24 protein-coding genes and 2 tRNA genes are annotated in these 23,781 nt (G+C 30.1%); 9 read left to right on the top strand and 17 right to left on the bottom strand.

The features are described 5' to 3' along the window. Positions 1-28: 28 nt before the first annotated feature. From LQ615_RS11235 to LQ615_RS11265, 7 genes are all read right to left on the bottom strand, one after another. Complete coding sequence (locus LQ615_RS11235; RefSeq protein ID WP_239704093.1) at positions 29-754, bottom strand: alpha/beta hydrolase; 726 nt, start codon at positions 752-754, stop codon at positions 29-31. Positions 755-797: 43 nt separating this feature from the next. Then, a complete protein-coding gene (locus LQ615_RS11240) occupies positions 798-1,265 on the bottom strand; it encodes a GNAT family N-acetyltransferase (RefSeq protein ID WP_064204878.1) in 468 nt (155 codons plus the stop codon). A 129-nt stretch (positions 1,266-1,394) separates the two neighbouring features. Next, positions 1,395-1,652, bottom strand: a complete 258-nt coding sequence (locus tag LQ615_RS11245) for a hypothetical protein (RefSeq protein ID WP_231055886.1) — start codon at positions 1,650-1,652, stop codon at positions 1,395-1,397. Positions 1,653-2,074: 422 nt separating this feature from the next. Beyond that, positions 2,075-2,162, bottom strand: a tRNA-Ser gene (locus LQ615_RS11250). A gap of 1 nt (position 2,163) precedes the next feature. Further along, a tRNA-Asn gene (locus LQ615_RS11255) sits at positions 2,164-2,238 on the bottom strand. Positions 2,239-2,368: 130 nt separating this feature from the next. After that, entirely contained in the window at positions 2,369-2,932 is a 564-nt protein-coding gene (locus LQ615_RS11260) for a competence protein ComK (protein ID WP_070045141.1), read from the bottom strand. A 155-nt stretch (positions 2,933-3,087) separates the two neighbouring features. Continuing rightward, positions 3,088-3,453, bottom strand: coding sequence for a VOC family protein (locus LQ615_RS11265; protein ID WP_239704092.1), 366 nt, complete (start codon positions 3,451-3,453; stop codon positions 3,088-3,090). 254 nt (positions 3,454-3,707) lie between these two features. Here LQ615_RS11265 and LQ615_RS11270 point away from each other — a divergent pair, with 254 nt between their 5' ends. Continuing rightward, complete coding sequence (locus tag LQ615_RS11270; RefSeq protein WP_017000704.1) at positions 3,708-3,923, top strand: IDEAL domain-containing protein; 216 nt, start codon at positions 3,708-3,710, stop codon at positions 3,921-3,923. Positions 3,924-3,992: 69 nt separating this feature from the next. Here the strand turns inward: LQ615_RS11270 and lplA are convergent, their stop codons facing one another. Then, the gene (gene lplA, locus LQ615_RS11275; protein WP_064211116.1) at positions 3,993-4,988 is read right to left on the bottom strand and encodes a lipoate--protein ligase; all 996 of its coding nucleotides are present in this window, start codon (positions 4,986-4,988) and stop codon (positions 3,993-3,995) included. 171 nt (positions 4,989-5,159) lie between these two features. Here lplA and LQ615_RS11280 point away from each other — a divergent pair, with 171 nt between their 5' ends. Together LQ615_RS11280 and LQ615_RS11285 are read left to right on the top strand one after the other, a co-directional pair. After that, a complete protein-coding gene (locus LQ615_RS11280) occupies positions 5,160-5,345 on the top strand; it encodes a YkvS family protein (protein WP_017000707.1) in 186 nt (61 codons plus the stop codon). A gap of 2 nt (positions 5,346-5,347) precedes the next feature. Continuing rightward, positions 5,348-5,953: a CPBP family glutamic-type intramembrane protease gene (locus tag LQ615_RS11285; protein WP_064204873.1), complete on the top strand. Its 606-nt coding sequence runs from the start codon at positions 5,348-5,350 to the stop codon at positions 5,951-5,953. A gap of 78 nt (positions 5,954-6,031) precedes the next feature. On the opposite strand, the gene LQ615_RS11290 is transcribed toward LQ615_RS11285, so the two are convergent. After that, positions 6,032-7,546: a bifunctional metallophosphatase/5'-nucleotidase gene (locus tag LQ615_RS11290; RefSeq protein ID WP_194200925.1), complete on the bottom strand. Its 1,515-nt coding sequence runs from the start codon at positions 7,544-7,546 to the stop codon at positions 6,032-6,034. 99 nt (positions 7,547-7,645) lie between these two features. Between LQ615_RS11290 and LQ615_RS11295 the strand changes: the two genes are divergently transcribed. After that, entirely contained in the window at positions 7,646-9,160 is a 1,515-nt protein-coding gene (locus tag LQ615_RS11295) for an ATP-binding protein (RefSeq protein ID WP_239704091.1), read from the top strand. 49 nt (positions 9,161-9,209) lie between these two features. Here the strand turns inward: LQ615_RS11295 and LQ615_RS11300 are convergent, their stop codons facing one another. The 6 genes from LQ615_RS11300 to LQ615_RS11325 all read right to left on the bottom strand — a co-directional run bounded on the left by LQ615_RS11300 (position 9,210) and on the right by LQ615_RS11325 (position 17,273). After that, a complete protein-coding gene (locus LQ615_RS11300; RefSeq protein ID WP_239704090.1) occupies positions 9,210-10,562 on the bottom strand; it encodes a TrkH family potassium uptake protein in 1,353 nt (450 codons plus the stop codon). A 16-nt stretch (positions 10,563-10,578) separates the two neighbouring features. Next, complete coding sequence (locus LQ615_RS11305; protein ID WP_239704089.1) at positions 10,579-12,276, bottom strand: S1C family serine protease; 1,698 nt, start codon at positions 12,274-12,276, stop codon at positions 10,579-10,581. Positions 12,277-12,945: 669 nt separating this feature from the next. Further along, on the bottom strand, positions 12,946-13,767 hold the full coding sequence (locus tag LQ615_RS11310) for a TerC family protein (protein WP_026023726.1): 822 nt from the start codon (positions 13,765-13,767) through the stop codon (positions 12,946-12,948). Positions 13,768-13,983: 216 nt separating this feature from the next. Then, positions 13,984-15,546 carry a peptide chain release factor 3 gene (locus tag LQ615_RS11315; RefSeq protein WP_239704088.1) on the bottom strand — a complete coding sequence of 521 codons (1,563 nt, stop codon included), beginning with the start codon at positions 15,544-15,546 and terminating at the stop codon, positions 13,984-13,986. Positions 15,547-15,559: 13 nt separating this feature from the next. After that, a complete protein-coding gene (locus LQ615_RS11320) occupies positions 15,560-15,799 on the bottom strand; it encodes a YueH family protein (RefSeq protein ID WP_064204868.1) in 240 nt (79 codons plus the stop codon). Continuing rightward, positions 15,789-17,273, bottom strand: coding sequence for a UDP-N-acetylmuramoyl-L-alanyl-D-glutamate--L-lysine ligase (locus LQ615_RS11325; protein WP_239704087.1), 1,485 nt, complete (start codon positions 17,271-17,273; stop codon positions 15,789-15,791). Before LQ615_RS11325 ends, LQ615_RS11320 begins: the two co-directional genes overlap by 11 nt. Before the next feature lie 130 nt (positions 17,274-17,403). Between LQ615_RS11325 and LQ615_RS11330 the strand changes: the two genes are divergently transcribed. The 5 genes from LQ615_RS11330 to ltaA all read left to right on the top strand — a co-directional run bounded on the left by LQ615_RS11330 (position 17,404) and on the right by ltaA (position 22,363). Continuing rightward, entirely contained in the window at positions 17,404-18,120 is a 717-nt protein-coding gene (locus tag LQ615_RS11330; protein WP_017000858.1) for an ABC transporter ATP-binding protein, read from the top strand. Further along, positions 18,113-19,246 carry an ABC transporter permease gene (locus LQ615_RS11335; RefSeq protein ID WP_103268897.1) on the top strand — a complete coding sequence of 378 codons (1,134 nt, stop codon included), beginning with the start codon at positions 18,113-18,115 and terminating at the stop codon, positions 19,244-19,246. The genes LQ615_RS11330 and LQ615_RS11335 overlap by 8 nt, the downstream gene beginning before the upstream one ends. Positions 19,247-19,255: 9 nt before the next feature. Beyond that, positions 19,256-19,900: a TetR/AcrR family transcriptional regulator gene (locus tag LQ615_RS11340; protein WP_064204864.1), complete on the top strand. Its 645-nt coding sequence runs from the start codon at positions 19,256-19,258 to the stop codon at positions 19,898-19,900. A gap of 107 nt (positions 19,901-20,007) precedes the next feature. Further along, positions 20,008-21,183, top strand: coding sequence for a diglucosyl diacylglycerol synthase (locus LQ615_RS11345; protein WP_017000861.1), 1,176 nt, complete (start codon positions 20,008-20,010; stop codon positions 21,181-21,183). Then, a complete protein-coding gene (ltaA, locus tag LQ615_RS11350) occupies positions 21,161-22,363 on the top strand; it encodes a lipoteichoic acid biosynthesis MFS flippase LtaA (protein WP_017000862.1) in 1,203 nt (400 codons plus the stop codon). The genes LQ615_RS11345 and ltaA overlap by 23 nt, the downstream gene beginning before the upstream one ends. A 111-nt stretch (positions 22,364-22,474) precedes the next feature. On the opposite strand, the gene LQ615_RS11355 is transcribed toward ltaA, so the two are convergent. Continuing rightward, complete coding sequence (locus LQ615_RS11355) at positions 22,475-22,981, bottom strand: 2'-5' RNA ligase family protein (RefSeq protein WP_017000863.1); 507 nt, start codon at positions 22,979-22,981, stop codon at positions 22,475-22,477. Positions 22,982-23,016: 35 nt separating this feature from the next. Further along, complete coding sequence (locus tag LQ615_RS11360; protein ID WP_017000864.1) at positions 23,017-23,766, bottom strand: alpha/beta hydrolase; 750 nt, start codon at positions 23,764-23,766, stop codon at positions 23,017-23,019. Between the last annotated feature and the right edge of the window lie 15 nt (positions 23,767-23,781).

A 23,781-nucleotide genomic window follows, 5' to 3' on the forward strand; every position in this document is an offset into this window, starting at 1 on the left:
ACCGAGACATATAAATGTCTCGGTCTTTTTATTTCAAAAATGCTATAATATTTTCTTCTATTTCATCCTTATCCTCACTGCGCGTTATAAGATGTGATGAATTCGGATATGCTGTTAAAGTTTTTTCATTGCTACTCACATGTTCATATATGTATTCTGCACTTTCTTTATAAGATTGTTGATCTCGCTCACCATACTTAATGCTAATTGGATTTTGTATTTTATTTAAATTAGTCATGATATCTTCTATATAATCACAAAATTTAGTTGCACCTTCATCGTAAGTATCTATCAAAGCTATTTGTCTTTTGCTTTCATTCTCGTCTAAATTTTGTATGTAATTCATCCGTTCACCATAGCTTTTTATTCTTCTCTTAATATTATTATTATCTTTTTTGTTAGGTGCTGACATAATAACACTTTTGTTTATATCCTTTTCCTCTGAGAGTTTCAATGAAAATAAACCACCTAAGGATACGCCTAAAACGTTAATTTCTTCATAACCTTCATCTATTAAGAACTGATAGCTTTTTAAGACTTGATTCCACCAATCATCGATTTGGTAATCTAAAAACGCTTCGATACTAAGCCCATGCCCTTTATAAGCCGGTACATAGCACGTAAATCCTTGTTTGTTTAGATTATAAGCCAAATCTTTAACGTCTCTTGTAGTGCCTGTAAATGAGTGTAGCAACAGCACTGCCCTATCTTCACCTTTTAAATACATATGACGCGATTCTTTCAAATTCAACAAAAATTATCACTCCGTAACTATTATCTTTACAAAGTCCATTATATTACAATTTCTTTTCCATATAATAATTTGTTGTTTTGAAACCTACTTTTTCATACACTGATAAAGCTCTTTTATTATGTCCAAACACATGTAGGTTAATAGTATCCACACCCATTTCTTTACAGTATTCATTAAGTGCTTCCATTGTTTGAGTACCTATACCTTGTCCTCTAAATTCTTCAAATAATTCAATATCATAAACAAATGCTCTTAATGCATGGTTCTTTTCAAATACCCTAATCCATAACGTACCCACTTTGTATTCATCTTTATAAACAGTAAATATTTTATGTTCTTTCGTATTCAAATCATCAGGCAACAATTCGTCAAAATACTTCCTTGATCTAGCGATAGCATTTTCTTTTTCATAAGCACCGCTTTTAACCTGTTCATTCGCAAAACTCATTAAAGAATGTTCTTTAAAGTCAGCAAAATCAGCTTGATTCATAAATACTAATTTAACAGTCATGTGTATACCCCCTAAATGTAAATTTATTATACATTATACACTTTTATATTTTGGAAATATATTTCTTAATAAAAAAGAGGAAATCTTTTAAAGATTCCCTCTACTTATGAATCAATATTTTTACTAACACTATTTTAATTGATTATTAGTTTTTTTATTGCTTTTTATAACTCTAACTAACAATGAAGCAGTTGGGAATAACATTAATACTAGACAAATATAATATAAATTAACAAGTGTATTTTCCCAAGTTAATGGACCTAATAGCGCGAATATAAATATAAAAGCTAATATTAAAATATTAATCCCTATATAAATAAATAAATCTGTTAATTGCGATTGAGCTTTATAATCGAATGTTCTTCTCCAGTATTCAAAATACTTCATCTTGTTCTTCTTTTTCTTGTATAATATCTAAAATATATAACTTATAAAATTCATTAATTCCCACTTTCAATATATGATTATTCAAGGTGAAAGTTAATGATTTTACATTTATTGTGAGGAACTTCTCACTTTTTTATATTATATTAATTTTACATTTTTTTCAATACTTATTTTTTATATTTTTCATTCAGTATTCCTATAAATTAATATAGAATTTAATGCATAAATTCTCTTATGAATTAATTTAGATATCATTTATTTATTATATATCTTGAAATCTTGATTTTAGTATTATCTATTAAATTGAAACTTATAGAGGCTAAAATATCTATCTCAATAATAAAATCATTTACAAAATAGATGTAATACTTATTTTCACACAACAAAAAAGCCTGCAACCATAATGGTTACAGACTATATAACGGAGATGGAGGGATTCGAACCCTCGCGCCGCAGAACGACCTACACCCTTAGCAGGGGCGCCTCTTCAGCCAACTTGAGTACATCTCCATGGCTCCACAGGTAGGATTCGAACCTACGACCGATCGGTTAACAGCCGATAGCTCTACCACTGAGCTACTGTGGATTAATATGATTTTATCAAGCACAAATACTATTATATCAAGCATGGTCATAATTTCAAGAGTAAACTTAAAATAAATAACGGAATATTTACACTTCTAGTGTCACATATCCCATTATTTATTATTATCCATTTATTTTTTGTAATTATTTTTATTTAAATAAAAATCAATAACATCTAGCACATTATATCCCTCCTGATTTAACCCTAAATTCACAGAATTAAGTTCTCTAATGAATAAATTTTTACGATGATTTCTATAATGTAAACATGTGCAATTCAAATATTGATGATTTATAACATGTTTAGATATATTAAATATAATAGAAGGTGCTTTTTCTAATATAATTTTTGTTTTATTACCTTTTAATGGGATGAATTCTTTAACATAAAGAAGATTTAACCAAGTATTTTCTGGAGTTCTTTCGGAGTTTGTACAAAAGAAATAAGTAGAAATGATAGGTGAAACTAATATTGGAGGTTTACTTGTGATATTCGTAAGTCTTTTTGTAAATTGCTTTCTTTCATTGAAATGTTCGCCATAAAAACGGCATGACTGATTCATTATTTCTTGTGGCTTTGATTTTACCATAAACGGATCTTTTCCTGCTTCACATATTTCAGAATGAACAATATGATTATCTATTTTTATACCATGTATATAAACAGTATTTTGTTTAATAATATATTTTTCCATAGACGACCTCCTTTACAATTATTTGTATTACTATACTACTTTATTAAAAATTTTATACTATATTTAATTTCCCTCCTCCCTTAGTAATTTTTCTTTATATTTAATTTAAATATATACAAATATTAAATTATGGTCAATACTTTTTTATTAAAATTCTATATTTTTTCTATGAACTCTAATCTATTATTAAAGGGATCTCTAATAAAAATCCTTTTTGCCCCTGGAAATCTATCATCAGATTGATATTTAATATTCACTTCGTCACAATAAATTTTAAATGCTTCTAAATTCTCAATATTAATAGCTGGATGAGCTTTCCTTAAAGCATTAAATTCCTCTTCAATACCGATGTGTAAATCTATATCATTAATATTCAACCAAACACCGCCGTTACCTTGTAAAGATTTCGGTTTTTCTATTTCATTAAATCCTAATTTATTTGCATAAAATTCTCTTGCTGTATCTTCAGATCCTTTAGGTGCTGATAATTGTATATGGTCCCACTTTTTAAATTTAAACATTTAATTTCTCTCCTTTAATAAAAAATTACATATCTTTACATTATTAATATTTTATTTTATTATTTTCACATGGTAAAATAAGGTTGAGCATAAAAGTTTGAATATTACAAACACTTAATTATAATATAAATATAGAGGTCTATAGTTAGCTTTTCAATCAAATAGCGAAAGTTTTTAAAATTTCTGAATATTCATTGCATTTAGAAAATAAATACGCTATAATTTTAACAAATAAAGTCAAGGGGTTGTTGAAAATGAAACAATATTCACAAGTTAAACACCAAAGTCTAGAAACGTTTGTTAATAACTTAAATGATTTATCAGTTGAACTTGTTATTGACTCTGCACTTCGTGAAAATCGAAAGCGTGAATTAGCTATTTTAATTGATGAAGCACTTGTAAATCGAAATAATGAATTGTTCGATCAATACAGTGAAGAATTAATTCAATTGGAGGATTTACAATCGTGAATTGTCATTTAAATACTAGAACATAAAAGGAGACTACTTTTGACCCAAATCAAAAATAGTCTCCTTTCTTTATAACATTAAATCAATAATATCTTCTTTTTTGATATCACCAAAATAATAAAATGCATCTACATCTTTTAAAGCTTCAGTAATAGATGATTTTTGATGTTGTACTCCTATTAAAGCATCTTCAATATCTTTAACATCCCCTACACCAAAGAAATCACCGAAAATAGCTGCATGTTCAATATTACCTTTCTTAACATCCAATTTAATTTGAATAAGTCCTCTATCAAATTTGTGACTTCTTTCAAAGTTATATTTAGGATTTTTACCGTAATTCCATTCCCACTTTTGGTATTTATTTTGACTAAGTTCGTTAATCTTATCCCAATCTTCTTGAGTTAAGTGATACTCCTCTACTTCTTCACTACCTTGTTGTTTAAATATTGAAGTTAGAATACGCTGTTTAAATGTTTCAATATCCATAGGCTCTTCAAGAAATTCTTGAATGTTTGCAACTCTTGATCGAATTGATTTAATACCTTTTGATTTAATTTTTGCTTCACTAACACGTAATGCATTTACAACTTCTTCTATTTCACTATCCAACATTAAAGTGCCGTGAGAGAACATTCTATCTCTTTGTTTAACCATTGCATTTCCTGAAATCTTTCTTTCTCCTACTTGGATATCATTTCGACCAGATAGTTCAGCTTTAACACCCATTTCATTTAAAGCATCTACTATTGGTTGTGTGAATTTAGCAAAATTGTGAAAGCTATCTTCATCGTCTTTCGTCACAAAACTGAAATTTAGATTACCTAAATCATGATAGACTGCTCCACCGCCAGAAATCCTTCTTACAACTTTGATATTATGTTCTTCAACGTAAGATTGATTAACTTCTTCAATTGTATTTTGATTTTTACCAACAATTATAGATGGTTGGTTAATATAGAATAAGAAATAGCTATCGTCTTTAGGCAAAGAAGTGAGTACATATTCTTCCATAGCCAAGTTAATCATTGGATCGGTAATACCATTGTTACTTATAAATTTCATTCATATTTCCTCCTTATTTTTCCCCAATCAGCCTCAATATTATATTACCATATGTTGAATTAATCATATGTATGAAATGTTTGTGATAATATAGAGGTATATTCACATTTTACTTTTATATGTATAGGTAATTTAGTATAATGTTTCTTAGTATTATTTAGGAGGATTAAAATGACAATTGCAGAAGTAGGAAATATCATAGAATTTCAAGATGGCTTAAAAGGACGCGTTGAAAAAATTAATGAAAACTCAGTTATCGTAGATTTAACAATTATGGATAACTTCGAAAGTTTGGAATTACCAGAAAAAACAGTAGTAAACCATAAGCGTTATACTATAATTTCTAATGAGGGATAATAGTGAAAAAACAAATTAATGCTCAATTAATATGGTTTATTTCAAGCTTCGTCCTCTTTCATATTTTATTATTTATTATGAAAGGTGAAAAAGAAGTGTTCTGGTATTTATATACTGGTATTATGCTAATTGCTGGAATAAGCTATATATTTTACCAAAGAGAAATTAAATCTAAACGATTATTACAATCTATTGGGTACGGTTTAATAGGCGCAATATTTTTAGTCTTATTGCAGCTTTTATTATCACTCATTTATAGTGGTCTGTCTTATGAAGCACTATTTAAAGAATTAATGCGCGCTGGTGTTTTCTATAAATGGCAAATGCTTGTAACTATTGTAATCGCAATTCCTTGTCACGAACTATATATTAGAACAATATTACAAAATCAATTGCAACAAAAACTATCTCAACCTATTATTGCAATTGTAATCGCTGCATTAGCTTCAAGCTCATTATTTTTATACTTAGGTAATATTCCTATCTTTGTATTTATTTTATTAGCTCAATTAATATTGTCTACTTTATATTTTTACACGAAACGAATTATTACATCATATATAGCTCAAGTAGCAGCTATTATCATACTCGTAATTATATTTAGTTAAAATATTTTGAAACATACAAGTTTAAGTCAAAATTTAAAACAACAATCCATTGCCAAATTAATCAATGGATTGTTGTTTTTATTTTATGATTTCAAAATGATGGTCTAGTTCTATTCTACCTTTAGTTTCTGATAATTCTTCTATTATATATTCAATGACTGTCTTTTTAGACATAACATAATCATTTCCTGAAATAATATTTTTTACATTTCTATATAAATAATCTGTCATGACAACTATATATTCACTTTCTAAATCAACATCTTCCATAACTATGCGGTGACCAATTGGTTTATTTATATTAACTGTATAGTTAAACCCTTTCCAAACGGTCATCAATGTAGGTTCAAGAATCTCCTCGTTATAATAAACTTCACCATTTTGATTACTTAATGCTGTAGCCGTTCTCTCAAGAATACGTTTTATTTCTTTGCCTGATAAAGTGATTTTGATTGGCTTATCCGTGTGAATATAAGAATGATAGACATCTTTATTTTGAATTTCACCCCTTAAACCTTTACCTTCAGGATTACCTATTTGTGCACAAACAAAATCCACATTGTTAAATGCTCTCTGCATACTATTTTGAATGCATTGAATAAATACATGTGGCTCTATAAACAAATCTTTTATATCTTTATAATCTAATATAACTGGCATGTCTACTACAGGTAGTTCTGCCCAGTGTTGTACAGCTTTTTGATCAAAATAAGTAAGTTCTAATAAGTCTCTATCTTCAGGATAACTTGAAATTTCAACATGCTTAATAGAAGAATCTATGATTTCTACAGAATTTGTTCTTTTCTTAAATTGTATAGACATATCAATGATATTAGTCGCATCTTTTCCTGGTTGGATAAAGTGAGTTTCAGCCACTTTCATATCAACTACATGCTCTTGATGCCCTGTTATAATAACGTTCACACCTTCAGTGCTTTTCATCATATTTTCAGCATTATGACTATAATAAGCTCTGTAATTACTTTTATCTGTATAAGTATTTAATCCACCATGATACAGCATAATTAAAAAGTCAGGGCTTTCTTTCTCATGTAAATACCTCACCCATCTCTTAGCTGATACCATTGATTCTCCAACAGTTACTTCGTTCTCTAATTCTACATTTTTATTCTCCATTAAACCGCTTGAAGTAAATCCTATAATTCCTATTTTAATTCCATCGACATATTTTATAGTGTAAGGTGTTGTAAAATAAGGTTCTTTTGTTTTGCTATGTTCTATATTAGCTGCTAACCAAGGGAAACGGCTTAAAGCAATTGAACGATTTAAAAAATCTAACCCGAAGTTAAATTCATCTGGGCTAACCCCACTCGCATCAAATTTCATATCATTCATAATCTTAATCATTGGATTACGTTTATACGGCGCAATTTGAGCATAGTAAAATGCAAACATTGAACCAGATAACATACCACCATTATCAAGTAATAATACATGATGATTTGTCTTACGCTTATGCTTAACATAAGTAGCCATTTTTAATATATTACCACTTATTCCTTTCCTACCTATTTGTCCATGTAAGTCAGAAGTAGCTAACAAATCAATTGTCACAGTTTCATTAGTATTCAATGTTTTTCCCCCTTTTATTTTATTTTACCATTTTTAAAAAGAGTTATGTTTTTTTCTGCTAATTTGGTAGAATAACATCAGCAGAGGTAGGAGACGTTTATGAAATCATTTAAAAGAATAATCATTCTAAATATTATCGTTGCTTTAACTGTTTCAGTATTAATTGGTTGGGTATTAAACAAAAATTATACCACTAGGATACATCAAAGATTAGATGCTACAAAAGAGATCATAGATTTAAAAATAGGAACTTTCATTACTCAAGCAGATAGTATTTCAGAGTCTTTAACGACTATATTATCTAATACGAATAATGAAGACTTTATAAATAAATTTTTAGAAGATAATCACACGAGATACAGATGGATTGATCACATTTACATAATAGATAATCAAGATAATATTGTATATGACTCTAAAGGTAAGGGCTATACAGATATAGAAGAATATCAAACTTATAAACATCGTTTTCCAGTTTCTAATAAAGACGAATTAAGAACTAAAAAGAAATCTCTTAAAAATTCAGATATACTACTTTTAACAACTCAACTAAAAGTTAAAAATAAAGATTATACATCAGCTGTTGAAATTAATATGAACGCATTTCAAGATGAGATAAAACTTATTTCAAACCGATTGAATATTAATATTCAATCGATTAATGGAACAGAAATTTATCAAATTGGACCTGAATTTAAAAACTCTAAATCCATCAACTATGTATATAAAGACTTACCATTCTTGGTAAATATTTCTGGACAATACTTTTTCATTTCAAGAATAGTAATTCCAAGTTTATTAATATTTTTAGTTATATTTTTATTATTAACAATCGTTGCATTAGTGTATAAAAGTCGCTTAGAAAGGATAGAACACGAGCGTTTAATAGAACAAGCAAATAATGAAAAACTTAGACTAATAGGGACATTAGCTGCAAATACTGCTCATGAAATTAAAAATCCCCTGACAAGTATCAATGGATTTATAGAATTAACGAGAATGAAATATGATAAAAATAAATTAGATACACATTTCAATATTATAACCGAAGAGCTAGAACGTATAAATGATATCGTTACACAGTTTTTATATTTAGGTAAACCAACAAACCTAGAGTATAAAAATATTAATATCGTACAAACAATCCAAGATGTGGAAGCATTCTTAGAGTATGAACTTGAACAGAATAATATCAACGTTATACTCAACTTACCTGATAAACCTGTTTATTCATATTTATCAGAAGACCAGTTGAAACAAATATTGATAAATTTATTCCAAAACTCTAAAGACGCTTTACTACAAACAACAGCTGCAAATATAACTATTAATTTGAACATAGATTCTAATAACAATATAACACTAGAATTTAAAGATAATGGTGCAGGTATTACAAAAGAAACAATCCAAAACATATTTGAGCCATTTTTCACAACGAAATCTTCAGGAAGTGGCCTCGGCCTATATTTAAGTAAGAAATTAATAGAAGATTGGAATGGTAAAATATACGTTCATTCTGAAGAAGGAGAAGGAACAACATTTACTATTTCGTTACCACTTTCTAAAAACTATATATGTAATAGACCTCTAATAGCAGTAGCAGACCCAAAATAAAAAGGAACTTTTCGTTAAAATTTCTAAACGAAAAGTTCCTTTTTTAATACTAACCTATTTGTATACGTTCTTTAGGATAATGGAATTTATCTGGCGTTGATTTTCCACCTAACATTACAACGAAACATAATAATCCTACGCGACCTATAAACATGAGTATCATGATTACTATTTTCGATCCTAATTGCAATCCATCTGTAATACCCATGGACAAGCCACATGTACCAAATGCCGACATGGTTTCAAAGAAAATAGATAATAAATCATGTTTTCCATCTTCGAACCTCACAATCGCAAGTACACCGACAAATGTGATAGCTAATGCTAATGAAATAACGGCAAATGATCTTTGTATATCTATCGGATGTACTTCCCGATTAAAAGCTTTAATTGTCGTTCGTCCATTACTAAAGTTAACTAAGTATAATACTAGTATAGTAAATGTTGTTGTACGAATACCTCCACCAACAGAACTTGGAGATGAACCGATAAACATTAACCCCCCTAAGAAAAAGTTGGTGGCTTCTGAAAATTGAGTTAAATCTATGGTTGATAAACCGGCGCTTCGTGTTGAAGATGATTGAAACATCGCATAAAACAATGATTTATGCCAAGTAGCTCCTTTAAATGTATTTGAGAATTCAAATAGGTAAATGACTATCGTACCTAATACAAATAAAAATAAATATGTAGCACTCGCAATTTTCGTAAACAATGAAAATCTAAAGTTTGGTATAGTATTTTTCATATAAGTTTTAACTTCTATTAAAACAGGGAAACCTATTGCGCCTAGCATAATAAGCAACATTATAATCGTTTGAACAAAATAATCATTCGCATATGGTGCTAACGAGTCTCCAGTAATATCTAGTCCACCATTCGTCGTGGCAGAAACTGAAGCAAAGATACCTTGATGTATAGCTTCATTCACAGACCCAATAACTTTATAAAAATAAAAAGATAATAAAATAGCCCCAATAATTTCTATCATTAAAATCGTTCTTACAATATCTAATATTAATTTTACAACGCCATTCATTGCAGTTGAATTACTATCTAGCATAATAAGCTGTCTTTCTCTAAGTCCTATATGCTTACCTAATATAACCCAGAGCAATGTCCCTATAGCCATGACACCAATACCACCAATATTCAGTATGACTAATATAACTGCTTGTCCAAAAGTCGTAAATGTTTCTCCAATAACTACAGGAGTTAGTCCTGTAACACTGACTCCAGACACTGCTACAAATAAAGTATCTACAGGCTCAATATTTACACCTGGTTTTACAACATAAGGTAAATTCAATAATAAAAAGGCGACAATTATTGCGGCCAAATAATACAAAACAATACCTTGTTGCGGCGTCATTTTTTGAAAAAAGTATTTAATAATGGACACAAATTGTCACCTCTATTTATTTTAAAGTTAATGTCTTAGTTATTTCTTTACCCTCTCGGATAAGTTTAAGCTTAATTTCTTCACCTGACTTATGATTATTATACAATTCTTTACGGAATTCAAGGTTATTTTCTATTTTTTTGCCATCCATTTCTACAATAACATCATGGAATTTAACGTCCGCTTTTTGAGCATTGCCTTTTTCATCAATACCAGTTACAACCATACCAGAGTTATATTTACTAGGCAGTGTTATTTGCGATTGTTCGTCAGATTTTAAAGTTTTATAATTTTGAGCCATAATGCCCATTTCTGGTCGTTTGATTTTACCATCTTTTTCTAATTTCTTGATATATTCAGCAGACTCATTTGAAGGAATAGCAAAAGCCATACCCTCTACATTAGGCATATCAATTTTTAATGATACTACACCAATTAAATTACCTTGTGCATCTAATATAGGCCCGCCTGAATTACCGGGGTTTACAGCTGCGTCAGTTTGTATTGCTTTTATTTCCCAATCATATTCGTCATCCCCATTAAAATCAATAGGAACGGTTCTATCTAAACCAGAAACTACACCTGTAGAAATACTATTTTGGAATTCCGCCCCTAATGGGCTACCAATAACAATAGCTGATTCTCCAAGTATTAAGTTATCAGAGTCTTCAAATTTAATTGGTTTAAAATTAGCATCTTTATCTGTGGGAATTGTAACAACAGCAATATCAGACCATTGATCCGACCCTACTACAGTACCTTTATACCTTTTACCATTTTCACCACTAATAACTGGTGATTTATCATTAGATATAACGTGTGAATTTGTCACTATGTATGTTTTATTATTTTCTATTTTATAAATTACACCTGATCCTACACCGCTATTTTCTTCTTTCTCTTTTTGAGAGGATTCAGTTTTACTTGAGATATCTGAATCCTCATGAGAAACACCAACTACAGAGTTTTTAGACTTCTCAACAGCTTCCATTACATTTGTTATTGGTTTTTGGAAACCTTTTTGAGATTGCTTCTCTTCTATAGATTTACGACTTTCATTTGGTGGGTTAACATTTTGGAATATACTCCAAACTAATATGAATATAAGTATAATAGCTAATACAATAGCGATTATCGGCCAATGCTTTTCAATTTTCGATAAGATGATATTAAGTATATTTTTATCATTTTGAGATTTCTTTTCTACCTTTTCATCATGTTCGGCGCCGCGTTGTTTATTTATTTCGAATTCATTCTCTTGCTTATTATTCAGCTTATTTGATTGATTATGTACTTTCTTATATTTGATTTCTTCTGAATCATCTAGATTTTGGTTATCTTTTAGATTTTCAAATGAATCTTCAGTATTTTCTGTTGAGGAAACATCATCTTCAATAGATGAACCTTCTTTAGAAAATTTACCTTCATGACTGGATTCTAATCTTTCATCATCTAAATCTAACGTTGGATGATCCTTTGATTCTTCTTTCTGCTTTTTAATTTCTTCTTTTGTTAATTTTTCAATACGTGCCTTTTGCATATTTTCTTTAACACGTTGTTCGTTTTTCTTTTGTTGTTCTTTTTCATGAGCACGTCTTAATTCGTCTTCTTTACGTTCTTGTCTTATTCTTTCCTCACGTTCTGAATTATGAAAGAATTCACGTCTTTGTCTCTTATATTCATTTCTAGGAATGACATGTTTCTTTTGTGACATTTCTTGTCCTCCTCAACCAAAACACTTAATGTATCTATTATGCCATATAATGCAAAATTATTTAACCTAAATCCATTGCATTCAAGCAAATTTGCACATAAAAATTTATAATAAATTTACGAAAAATTAACATTACCTTAAACTTGTACTTTTGGCTATAGGTAAAATTTTTATATAAGCTCTTCTTTGTTGATAAAAACAATTGGTTAGGACGTATTTCCTAACTCATATTATTCCCTCAAGCGTCAACACTTCACTAAATCGTAGATAATATTACGATAACGGGCTTGTTTAAAAACACTAGCTCGTTAGAAAATGTAACGGGCTTGTCTCAAATTTCTTGCACGTTAGACCAGTTTACCATATGTATTTAAGTTAAAATTACATTGCAATCATGAAAAATATCACGCTAACGGGCTTGTTTAAAAACACTAGCTCGTTAGAAAATGTAACGGGCTTGTCTCGAATTTCTTGCACGTTAGACCAGTATATCAACTCCATATTTATAAAAATATAAAGCACTTCGCATAATTTAATTAATAATGACAAAAACTAAATTAACGAAGTGCTTATATCAAACTTTTTTCATTACTAGTAATTCTTCCTATGGTGGGCTACGAAGTTTTTAGCAAAATGAGAACTCTATCTCACTCCCTCGTAAATAACTAGTTATGAAGATTTTTTATTATGTCGAACTGATGTAATCCAGCCGATAATCACTAATGCTAATAAAACTGTCCAGAAAATAGACTGCCATACAATACCATGTGGGAAATCATGTGGTATCAATGCAATTTCATCATGTGCTAATACGATAACGAGTAGCTTTATACCTACCCAACCAACTATAGCGAAAGCTGCTGCTTCTAAATTCGGATATTTATTTAATAATTCTACGAAATATGTTGCAGCGAATCTCATAATGATTACACCCATCATACCACCGATGAACATTACACTGAATTGTCCTAAGTCCATTCCGCCAAAATGAATACCTAAAGCTGGTAATGTAACCGCGATTGCAAATGCCGCTAACATAGAGTCTATAGCAAATGCGATATCTGCAAATTCAACTTTTAATACTGTCATCCAGAAGTTCTTCTTCAATTTATGATGACCTTCACTATCAGAAGGGAATTCTTCTTCGGTAAAGTTCTCATCACTTTCTTCAACATCATCGGGCGTTTTGATCTCTTTATCTTTATGCTTTTTAAAATCTATTAAGTTCTTAACAGACATATAAATAAGATAAAGTGCCCCTGCTGCTTGAATTGGCCAGAAATTAGCCAAGAAGCTAATTAAGAATAACGAAATAAAACGGAAAACAAATGCACCTAATAAACCATAAAATAATGCCTTTTTCCTTAAATCTTCAGGTAAATGTTTTACCATTACTGCCATTACAACTGCATTATCTGCAGCTAATAAACCTTCAAGAAAGACCAATACGACTAAAACCCAACCATAGCTGAGCAATAAACTTGGATCCATCATTCTCACACTCCAATTTTTATTTTGCAAAACAAAAGAGACCATGCCTAATAAAAGGCAAAGGTCTCACTTAACATTTATAACATGCCCATATTACCGGAAACTTGCGTTTCGTAATGACGATAATATGCTAGAATTTACATTCTAAAGTTACTCCCCTTCGACAAAGTCGTAGGTCTATTTAGTTTTCTTCGTTATTATACATTGTTTTTTTGTTTATAACAAACTATATAATTTAATTTCTGGGAATTTATCTTCAAACCATCTTGTAGCAAATTCATTTTCAAATAAGAATACGTAATTATCATAACGATCTTTTACTAATATTGAACGGCTAGAGTTCATATTATCTTTGATATCTTTTTCGTTTTCAATCCATCTAGCTATTTTCTTACCAACTTGTTCCATTACAACGTCAACATTATATTCGTTTTTCATTCTATGTTCGAATACTTCAAATTGTAGCTGTCCAACAGCACCGAGTATAATTTGGTTCGTGTGTAATGTTTTATACAACTGAATAGCACCTTCTTGTACTAATTGTTCAATACCTTTATGGAAATGTTTTTGTTTCATAACGTTTTTCGCACTAACTTTCATAAAGATTTCAGGTGTAAACTGTGGTAAATTTTCGAAATGGAATTTCTGATTATTTCCTACAAGTGTATCTCCTATTTGATAATTACCAGTATCATACAGTCCGATTATATCCCCACTCACTGCATGGTTAACAGTCTGTGTATCATCAGCCATAAATGAAGTTGAACGTGTGATTTTATGTTTTTTCTTCGTTCTTTGCAATGTTACATCCATACCTCGTTCAAAGGCTCCACTCACGACACGCATAAATGCGATTCTATCTCTATGTTTTGGATCCATATTTGCTTGAATCTTGAATATAAAGCCTGAAAAATCTGTATCAAATGGATCAACTACTTCACCTTCTTCAGTCTTTCTACCATTTGGCATTGGTGCATGGTCTACATAGGCATTTAAGAAGTTTTGTACACCAAAGTTAGCTAATGCAGAACCAAAGAATACAGGTGTTAACTCTCCAGCAAGCAACATTTCTTTATCGAATGTTTCACCCGCTTCTTCAACTAACATCAATTCGTCAATAGCTTGTTCAAACTGTGAATCATTTTTAATTGGATGATCTTCTTCTAATTCATAATCATCATTTAAATGTAGTACATTTTCTTCATCTCTAAATGGCTCAATAGTTTTCTCTTCTCTATCTATAATACCGAAGAAATTTTGACCCATTCCAACTGGCCAGTTCATAGGATATGTTTCAATTTCTAAAGTTTTTTCAATTTCTTCAAGTAATTCAAATGGTTCTTTACCCATACGGTCAAGTTTATTAATAAACGTAAAAATAGGGATTCCTCTCATTTTACATACTTTAAATAATTTTAAAGTTTGGGGCTCTATCCCTTTAGCACAGTCAATTACCATGACAGCACTGTCTACAGCCATCAATGTTCTATATGTGTCTTCCGAAAAGTCTTCGTGTCCTGGTGTATCTAGAATATTGATATTATAGTGATCGTAATTAAATTGCATAACAGAACTGGTTACTGAAATACCACGCTCTTGTTCTACTTTCATCCAGTCACTCGTAGCAAATTTTCCTGACTTTTTACCTTTAACGGTACCTGCTTGTCTTATCGCACCCCCGAATAGTAATAATTTCTCTGTTAACGTCGTTTTACCAGCGTCTGGATGCGATATAATCGCAAAGGTTTTTCTACTTTCTACTTCTTCTTTTATTGTCACAATTCATTTCTCCTTATAATTCGGATGTCCAATGGCTAATTCTATTCGCTAATTCGTTTGCGTCTTCTTCATCTAATATATTAAACAAATGTATATACAGATGTTCAATTAATGATTCACCGAATAAGTCATAATCGATTTGGATAGACCAAAATAAATCTGGAATAGAAATAACAAAATATTCTTCCTTTTTATTCTCATATATAAAAACTTTGCATTTTAAGTTATCAGAATGGCTTTCTCTAATCTTCACTAGGTTTACCTCCATATTTTTCATAAGCTGCTTCTAGACCAATTAAATCGTCTCTATGAGGTGCTTTAATATGTCCTGGGATAATTTGGTAAGGTTCTCTTCCTTTTGATGCTAATACCACTGTATCTCCTGGTTCTGAAATTTCAATAGCGTGCCTAATACCTTCTGCTCTATCTTCAAATTCTACATAGTTTTGGTGTGTCGCTCCTTTAGCTAATTCTGCTGTTAACATTTTCGGATCATCATTTGCTGGATTATCTGGTGTAAATACAACGTAATCTGCTCGACAACTTATTTTACCCATTTCAGGTGTTTTTGTTAAGTCTCTTTCTCCAGCCATACCTATTAAGAATATCAATTTTTGCTTAACAAAAGGTTTTACAGCATCAATTAATTTATCGATACCATCAGATGTATGTGCATAGTCAATAATTAAATCAATCGGTAGGTTTTTATCTAATACTTCTAAACGTCCTTCAACTGGGGGCATCTGTTTAACAGCTTTAATGATTTCTTTTAAATCATAACCTTGCACCCAAACACCAAGAAGGCTCGCTAATAAATTAAGAATATTGAATTTACCTAAATACGGAGATTCAACTTCATATTCACCAAATGGCGTTGTTAAAGTAAATGTCGCGCCATTGATAGATTCATTAATATTTTGAGCCATAAAATCAGCTTCATTGTCTATTCCATATGTAAATATTTCAAATGGAGTAACCGGCTCTAGCTCTTTAGAAAAAGCATCATCAGCGTTCAATATGACAAATTTATCTTTTCTATAGTCTTGGCCTAATTGGCTAAATAATAATGATTTGGCATGACCATATGCTTCCATTGTTCCATGAAAATCTAAATGATCTTGTGTTAAGTTTGAAAATATCGCAATATCAAACTCTACGCCTCTTAGTCTACCTATTACTAGACCGTGACTAGATACTTCAAAAGTCATGCTTTCACATTCTTGCTTAACAGCCTCGGATATATGTTTAGTTAATGTAACTGTTTCCGGTGTCGTGTTCACACCCTCCGTTACAGTTTCATTAATTTGAAACCCATTTGTTCCAAGATAAGCACTATTTTTACCAAGCGCTCTAGTTAAATGATGTACCATCGTTGCTATTGTCGTCTTACCATTCGTTCCAGTAACACCTATTGTTTTTAATTTTTGGCTTGGATATTCAAAAATTATATGGCTAAAAATACTTGCTATTTTTAATGTATCTTTTACAACAATTAATAGTACTTCTTCAGATAATTCAATATATCTATCGCTTACGATTACAGTACACCCTTGTTCAATAACATTAGGGATAAATTCATGACTATCTACTGTATAACCTCGGGAGGCTACAAATATAGATTTTTCAGTTGCAGTTCTAGAATCAGTTGTAATATCGTTTACTTCTTGGTTTGTATTCCCATAAACTTGCTTTAATTTTATTTTGTTTAATAACGTCTCAACTTTCATCGTTATTTCTCCTTTATTTTCAATAGGTCTATTATACACTTTCTTTATATGATTTTATAGTTTTGACTTAAGATATATCTAGTTGTAAAATGAGTGAGTACTCACTTTTAAATTAAAAGAGGTGTTCATAATGATAAAAGTAGATAATATAACTAAGTCATACGGAAAAGTTAATATATTAAATGATATGACAACACATTTTGAACCAGGTTGTATCACTGGTTTGATTGGCCCTTCTGGTGCTGGTAAAACAACGCTCATAAAATGTATTTTAGGAATGGAAGCCATTGATTCAGGTAATATTACGATTGAAGATGTCGACATACCTAACCGTAAAATTTTACGTTCAATTGGATATATGGCGCAAAGTGATGCATTATACGAAGATTTAACTGCTTACGAGAACATGTTATTCTTTGGAAAATTATATATTACTAAAGAACAAAATTTACAAACCAATATACAACGTGCTTTAGAGATGGTGAATTTATATAATGAACGCAAGAAAAAAGTAAGTGCTTTTTCTGGAGGTATGAAAAGAAGACTTTCTCTCGCTATTAGTTTTATTCAAAACCCAAAAATATTAATTTTAGACGAGCCTACTGTAGGTATAGACCCAAAATTAAGAAAATCTATATGGAACGATTTATTTGAGGAACGTAATAAAGGAAAAACGATACTCGTCACGACTCACGTGTTAGATGAAGCGGATAAATGTGACAGACTATTATTAATGAGAGACGGCAATATTATTTCTTACGGTTCACCTGATGAAATAAAATCATCATTTAAAGTCAACACGATAGAAGAAGTTTTTCTTGAGTTAGGAGATGGTGTAGATGCTTAATATAGCAACAAGAATATTTAAACAAGTGTTGCGAGATAAACGTACACTAATGCTTCTGCTCGTTGCCCCACTGCTCATCTTAACATTAATTTATTTCTTGTTTAATTACTCAGATGAATCTAAAGAGTTAAAAATCGGCACGTATCAAGCTAATGAACATTTAATAAACCAATTACATGATAAAAATATTGAAACAGTTCAATATGATGATTATAAAAATTTAAAAGATAAATTTAAAAATGATGACCTAGATGGTTTTGTAGAAGAAAGTAATCACGAGTATTCTATTACTTATGAAAATTCAGACCCTAGTGTAACGAATCAATTAAAGTTAAAGGTTAATCAAATTTTGGTCAGTAAAAATATCAATCAGTTAACAAATGCGTTAAATAATCAAAGTAAAATGTTAAGTGAAATAACGAAAAAGTTACCAGACAACATAAAACAAGATTTACCTCAACAAGACAAACCAAAAATCGAAAAAATTGAAACATCAAATCACTATTTGCATGGCAATAAAGATACGAATTATTTTGATACAATCAGCCCAGTTTTAATTGCATTCTTTGTATTTTTCTTTACCTTTTTAATTTCAGGTATTTCCTTACTGAAAGAAAGAACTTCAGGCACACTTGACCGTACACTATCCTCTCCAATTAAGAAATATCAAATTATTATAGGTTATATAATTGGTTATGGTACATTTGCTGTTATTCAAACAGCATTAATTGTTATTTATTCAATATATGTATTACAGATGACAACAGAAGGAAATATTGCGCTCGTATTTATAACAAATATATTGATTTCATTTATTGCTTTAACTTTAGGCTTGTTATTATCAACTTTTGCATCATCTGAATTTCAAATGATTCAATTTATACCTCTAGCTATTGTTCCACAAGTGTTTTTTGCGGGTATAATACCAGTAGACTCAATGCACAAAACATTGCAATATATTGCACATATAATGCCACTTTATTACGCTGGCGATGCAATCCAAAACGTTATGATCAGAGGTTATGAAATATCAGATATATATGTGAATTGGATTATTCTCTTCCTAATATTTGTCTTGTTGCTAGTCTTAAATATATTAGGTATGAAAAGATATCGGAAAGTGTAGGTTTATATTATGAATCGCTCTATTAAAGAAATTATGAACGAACAACTAAAAAAGCAATCACAAATAAGTGAAAAACAAAAAGCAGTATTAAATAGCGCAACGGTATTATTTAGTGAACGTGGATTTTATAATACCTCGACAAAAGACATTGCGAGAATGGCAAAAGTTTCTGAAGGCACTGTATATAAACATTTCAAAACAAAAAATGAATTATTATATGCAGGATTATTACCTTTATATAAATCGGTAGTTGCTCCTGAAGTGTTAAAAGAATTCAGTTCAGAATTATCAAAATGTGATAATTTAGATGCATTTATTGACACATTTGTAGATAATAGAATAAAATTCATTGATAATAATAAAAATATAATAAAAATAATTTTTGGAGAAATAATGTATAATACAGATTTTCGTAATATAATGACTGATGTTGTTAAGCAATCAATCGGACCCACTATTTCTCAATATATTCAAAATTTAAAAGACAACAATCAAATTGATAAAGATATACCCGCTGATTTAGCCTTTCGAATGATGGCTAGTCAAACGATTAGTGTGATGTTACCTGTATTACTTTCTCAAGATTACTCAAAATCAAAATTAAATGAAAATATCATATTAACTAAACAATTATTGATAAAAATGTTGAGATAATCATAAGAAACTGTATAGATTATGTAATAAATGCAATATCTTTTCACAAATTAAGGAAAATACGTTAAACTATCATAGATAATAAATACAAATACGGAGTGTGGCTAATGGTTTCTCAAAACAAAAAATTATTGATTATTACCGGTTCTTTTGGTAACGGTCATTTACAAGTAACGAATAGTATTGTGAAACAATTTGGTGAAATGAATCTTGATCATTTAACTGTCATTCAACATGATTTATTTCTTGAAGCACATCCTATTATGACTTCTATTGCGAAACAATGGTACATTAATAGCTTCAAATATTTTAGAAATATGTATAAATTTTTCTACTATAGTCGTCCTGAACAAATAGATAAGTGTTTTTATAAATATTATGGATTAAATAAATTGTTAAATTTACTAATTAAAGAGAAACCAGATTTAATATTACTGACTTTCCCTACGCCAGTAGTATCTGTTTTGACTGAACAATTTAATTTGAACATACCTATTGCTACAGTTATGACTGATTATCGTTTGCATAAAAACTGGGTTACACCACACTCAAATCGCTATTATGTAGCGACTAAAGATTTGAAAGAAGAGTTTAATTCAATAGGTATCGACTCAGAATCGATTAGAGTTACAGGAATACCTATTTCAAAACAGTTTGAAGAACCTATCAATCGTCATGATTGGTTAATGAAACAAAATTTAGATCCAAATAAAAGCGTTATATTAATGTCCGCTGGAGCATTTGGAGTTTCTACAGGTTTTTCATCTATGATTGAAAAAATTGATGCGCATGCTAAAGACTCTCAAGTAGTCATGATTTGTGGAAACAATAAATCTTTACGCTCTGATTTAGCTCAATACTTTAAAGGTAATAAAAACGTACTTATATTAGGTTATACAAAACATATGAATGAGTGGATGGCTTCTAGCCAACTGATGATTACGAAGCCTGGTGGTATAACAATATCTGAAGCGTTTGCTAGACACTTACCATTAATTTTTCTTAACCCTGCTCCAGGACAAGAACTAGAGAATGCTGAATACTTTAGTGAAAAAGGATATGGGAAAGTTGCTAACACACCTGAAGAAGCTACTAAATTAGTTATTTCACTTGTAAATCAACCTGAAGAACTTAAAGAAATGACACAACTACTAGAAGAAAACTATTTAGAAAAACCAACTGAAACAATTTGTAAGGATTTACTTTCATTACTAAGCGATTCACTTACTTACAATGAAATTTATGGAAAGGTCCCTATGTATGCAAAATACTTCATCAGGTAAATCATTCTATAAAAAAGATTTTTGGATAATGCTCGTCATTTTATTTATGATGGAATTTGCTAGAGGTATGTATATATTAAGTTATTTACCATTTCTACCAACGACTACAGCGAAAGTGACTGTTGGTATTACTTCTACAGCAATTTCTTTACATTTTATAAGTGACGCGTTAACAAATTTCGTAATTGGTTTTCTATTAAAAAGATTCGGTCCAACTGTAATCTTAACTAGTGGTTTTTTATTAGCATTTACAAGTTTAGCATTAATTATTTTCTTCCCATCACCTGTTATTTATATTCTGAGTGCTATTTTACTCGGAATTGCAGTCAGTCCTATATGGGTGATTATGCTTTCAAGCGTAGAAGAATCATCACGTGGTAAACAAATGGGTTATGTTTACTTTAGTTGGTTAGTCGGTATGCTTTCAGGTATGATATTTATGAATTTATTATTCAAATTACATCCAACTAAATTTTCATTTATGATGGCATTATGTGTATTAGTCGCTTGGGTATTGTTCTACTTTGTTAAAGTACAATTGACTGATTATGAAAGTAAATCTGTAAAAAAGCAATTAACAGAAATTGTAGATGTTACAAAGAGACATTTATTATTATTCCCAGGTATATTTTTACAAGGTGCTTCAATAGGAATGCTTGTTCCAATATTACCAACATACGCAACTAAACATATGGGTGTAACAACCTTAGAATATACGATTATTTTGATAGTTGGTGGTATTGGTTGTACAATTTCGATGCTATTCTTTTCAAAACTGATGGATAAATACGCTAAAGTATTTACTCATATCATTATTTTTATAGGCTTCTTAGCTTACAGTTCATTTATTTTTGGATTAACTTTATTAACACAGCTATTTATTGTTATAACAATCGCCCTATTAATCGGTACGATTTACGGCCTATTATTGCCAGCATGGAATACATTTATGGCTAGTCATATAGATACAAAAGTACAAGAAGAAACATGGGGTGTATTCAACAGCGTACAAGGTTTTGGTACGATGATTGGACCTATACTAGGTGGCGTTATTTCAGAAATATTCGCTGACGTATACTATACAATTTATGCTTCAAGTTTAATTTTCTTATTCTTAGCTTTATTTTATGGTATATACTTTTTAAATGTCCGAAGAAAGAAAAGATCAAATACTATATAAAAAAACAGAGGATATCCATTTTAAGTGGAATATCCTCTGTTTTTTTATTGAACAATTAAGTTCTAGAATAATCTGTTTAAAAAATATAATTATGTCTTATATTGTTTAATTTTATCCTAATGTATAAGATGCTTCTTCAGACCATGTTTCATCGTCATTTTGTTTCATTAATTTAATAGTATCAATTGTTTCTGAATGATTGATACCAGCCATTTTAACTTGCCCAAAGATGTCTTCAAACTCTTGGCTAGAAAGACCTTGTGCAATTGTAAAATGTGGGACAAATGGATGTGTGCTTTCACCATAGAATTCACTATTATTAAATTCATTATACAATGCTTCTAATTCATCTGTTTTTGTTACTTTAAAGTATATTACGTTTTTAGTTGGCGTAAAACTAGACGCCTTTGATACTTGAATGTTTACTGGTTGATGTTGTTTAGCAGTTTCCGCAAGTCTATCTTTAACTTTGTCTAGTTCATTGTCTTCAATGTCAAACTTTTCTTTAATAGTAATATGCGGACTAATTAACGCATAGTGTTTATCGTATCTTTTACGATAAGCATTCACTGCTTCTTGGAATGGTTTTGATGGAATAAGTACGATGCCTAATTTCATAATGATACTTCCTCCTTTGTTTGTCTTCTATTTTATTATATCAAACTTTTCTGTTTTTGATGACTTAAAAAGTAACTTAACATGTCTTCTAAGTGTGGTTTCCATGTTTTCCATGTGTGCCCACCCTCTAATTCTCTATATTCGTAAGTTATGTTATATTTTTGTAAAAGTTCACTAAAAGCTCTATTTGGCGTAAGAAAATCAGCATAATTGCCACTAATCAGTTTAAAATGATTTTCTTCTTTTCCAATATAATGTTTAATGTTTAACAACCCTAATGATGAGCACGCTTTAAATTTTTCTGTAACGGTATCGTTAATCATTGGACTAAATAAACCTAGTTGACTAAAATGATGTGGGTATTCTAGACCTGTTAATAAAGCAATGCTTGCTGCTAAACTATCGCCTAATAGTATTCTAGCATTTCCCACTTTCAACGTAGAAAATGTTTTATCAATATAAGGACAAAGCTCTTTCACAACAAATTTTGACATTTCTTTTCTATGCGAACCATCTGGATGAAATTCTTTTCTTCTTTCTTCGACACTTTCATAGTGAACACCTACTATGATTGCTTTATCTATTTGATTCGCAGATCTTAGCTTTTCATACGTTCGATGTATTTGGCCGAATTGGAAGAAATCACGACCATCAAAAGTAATAATCACATGATGTTTATACAAATCTGTATAATCTTTGGGTAAATAGATTGAGACTGTCACTTCCCTTTCTAAAAATTTACTTTCTAAATTAATTTGATCAACTAGACCTACTTTTTTATCCATAAAAAACGCTCCCAA

The sequence above is a fragment of the Mammaliicoccus sp. C-M13 genome (assembly GCF_022386845.1).
Lineage (GTDB): Bacteria > Bacillota > Bacilli > Staphylococcales > Staphylococcaceae > Mammaliicoccus > Mammaliicoccus lentus.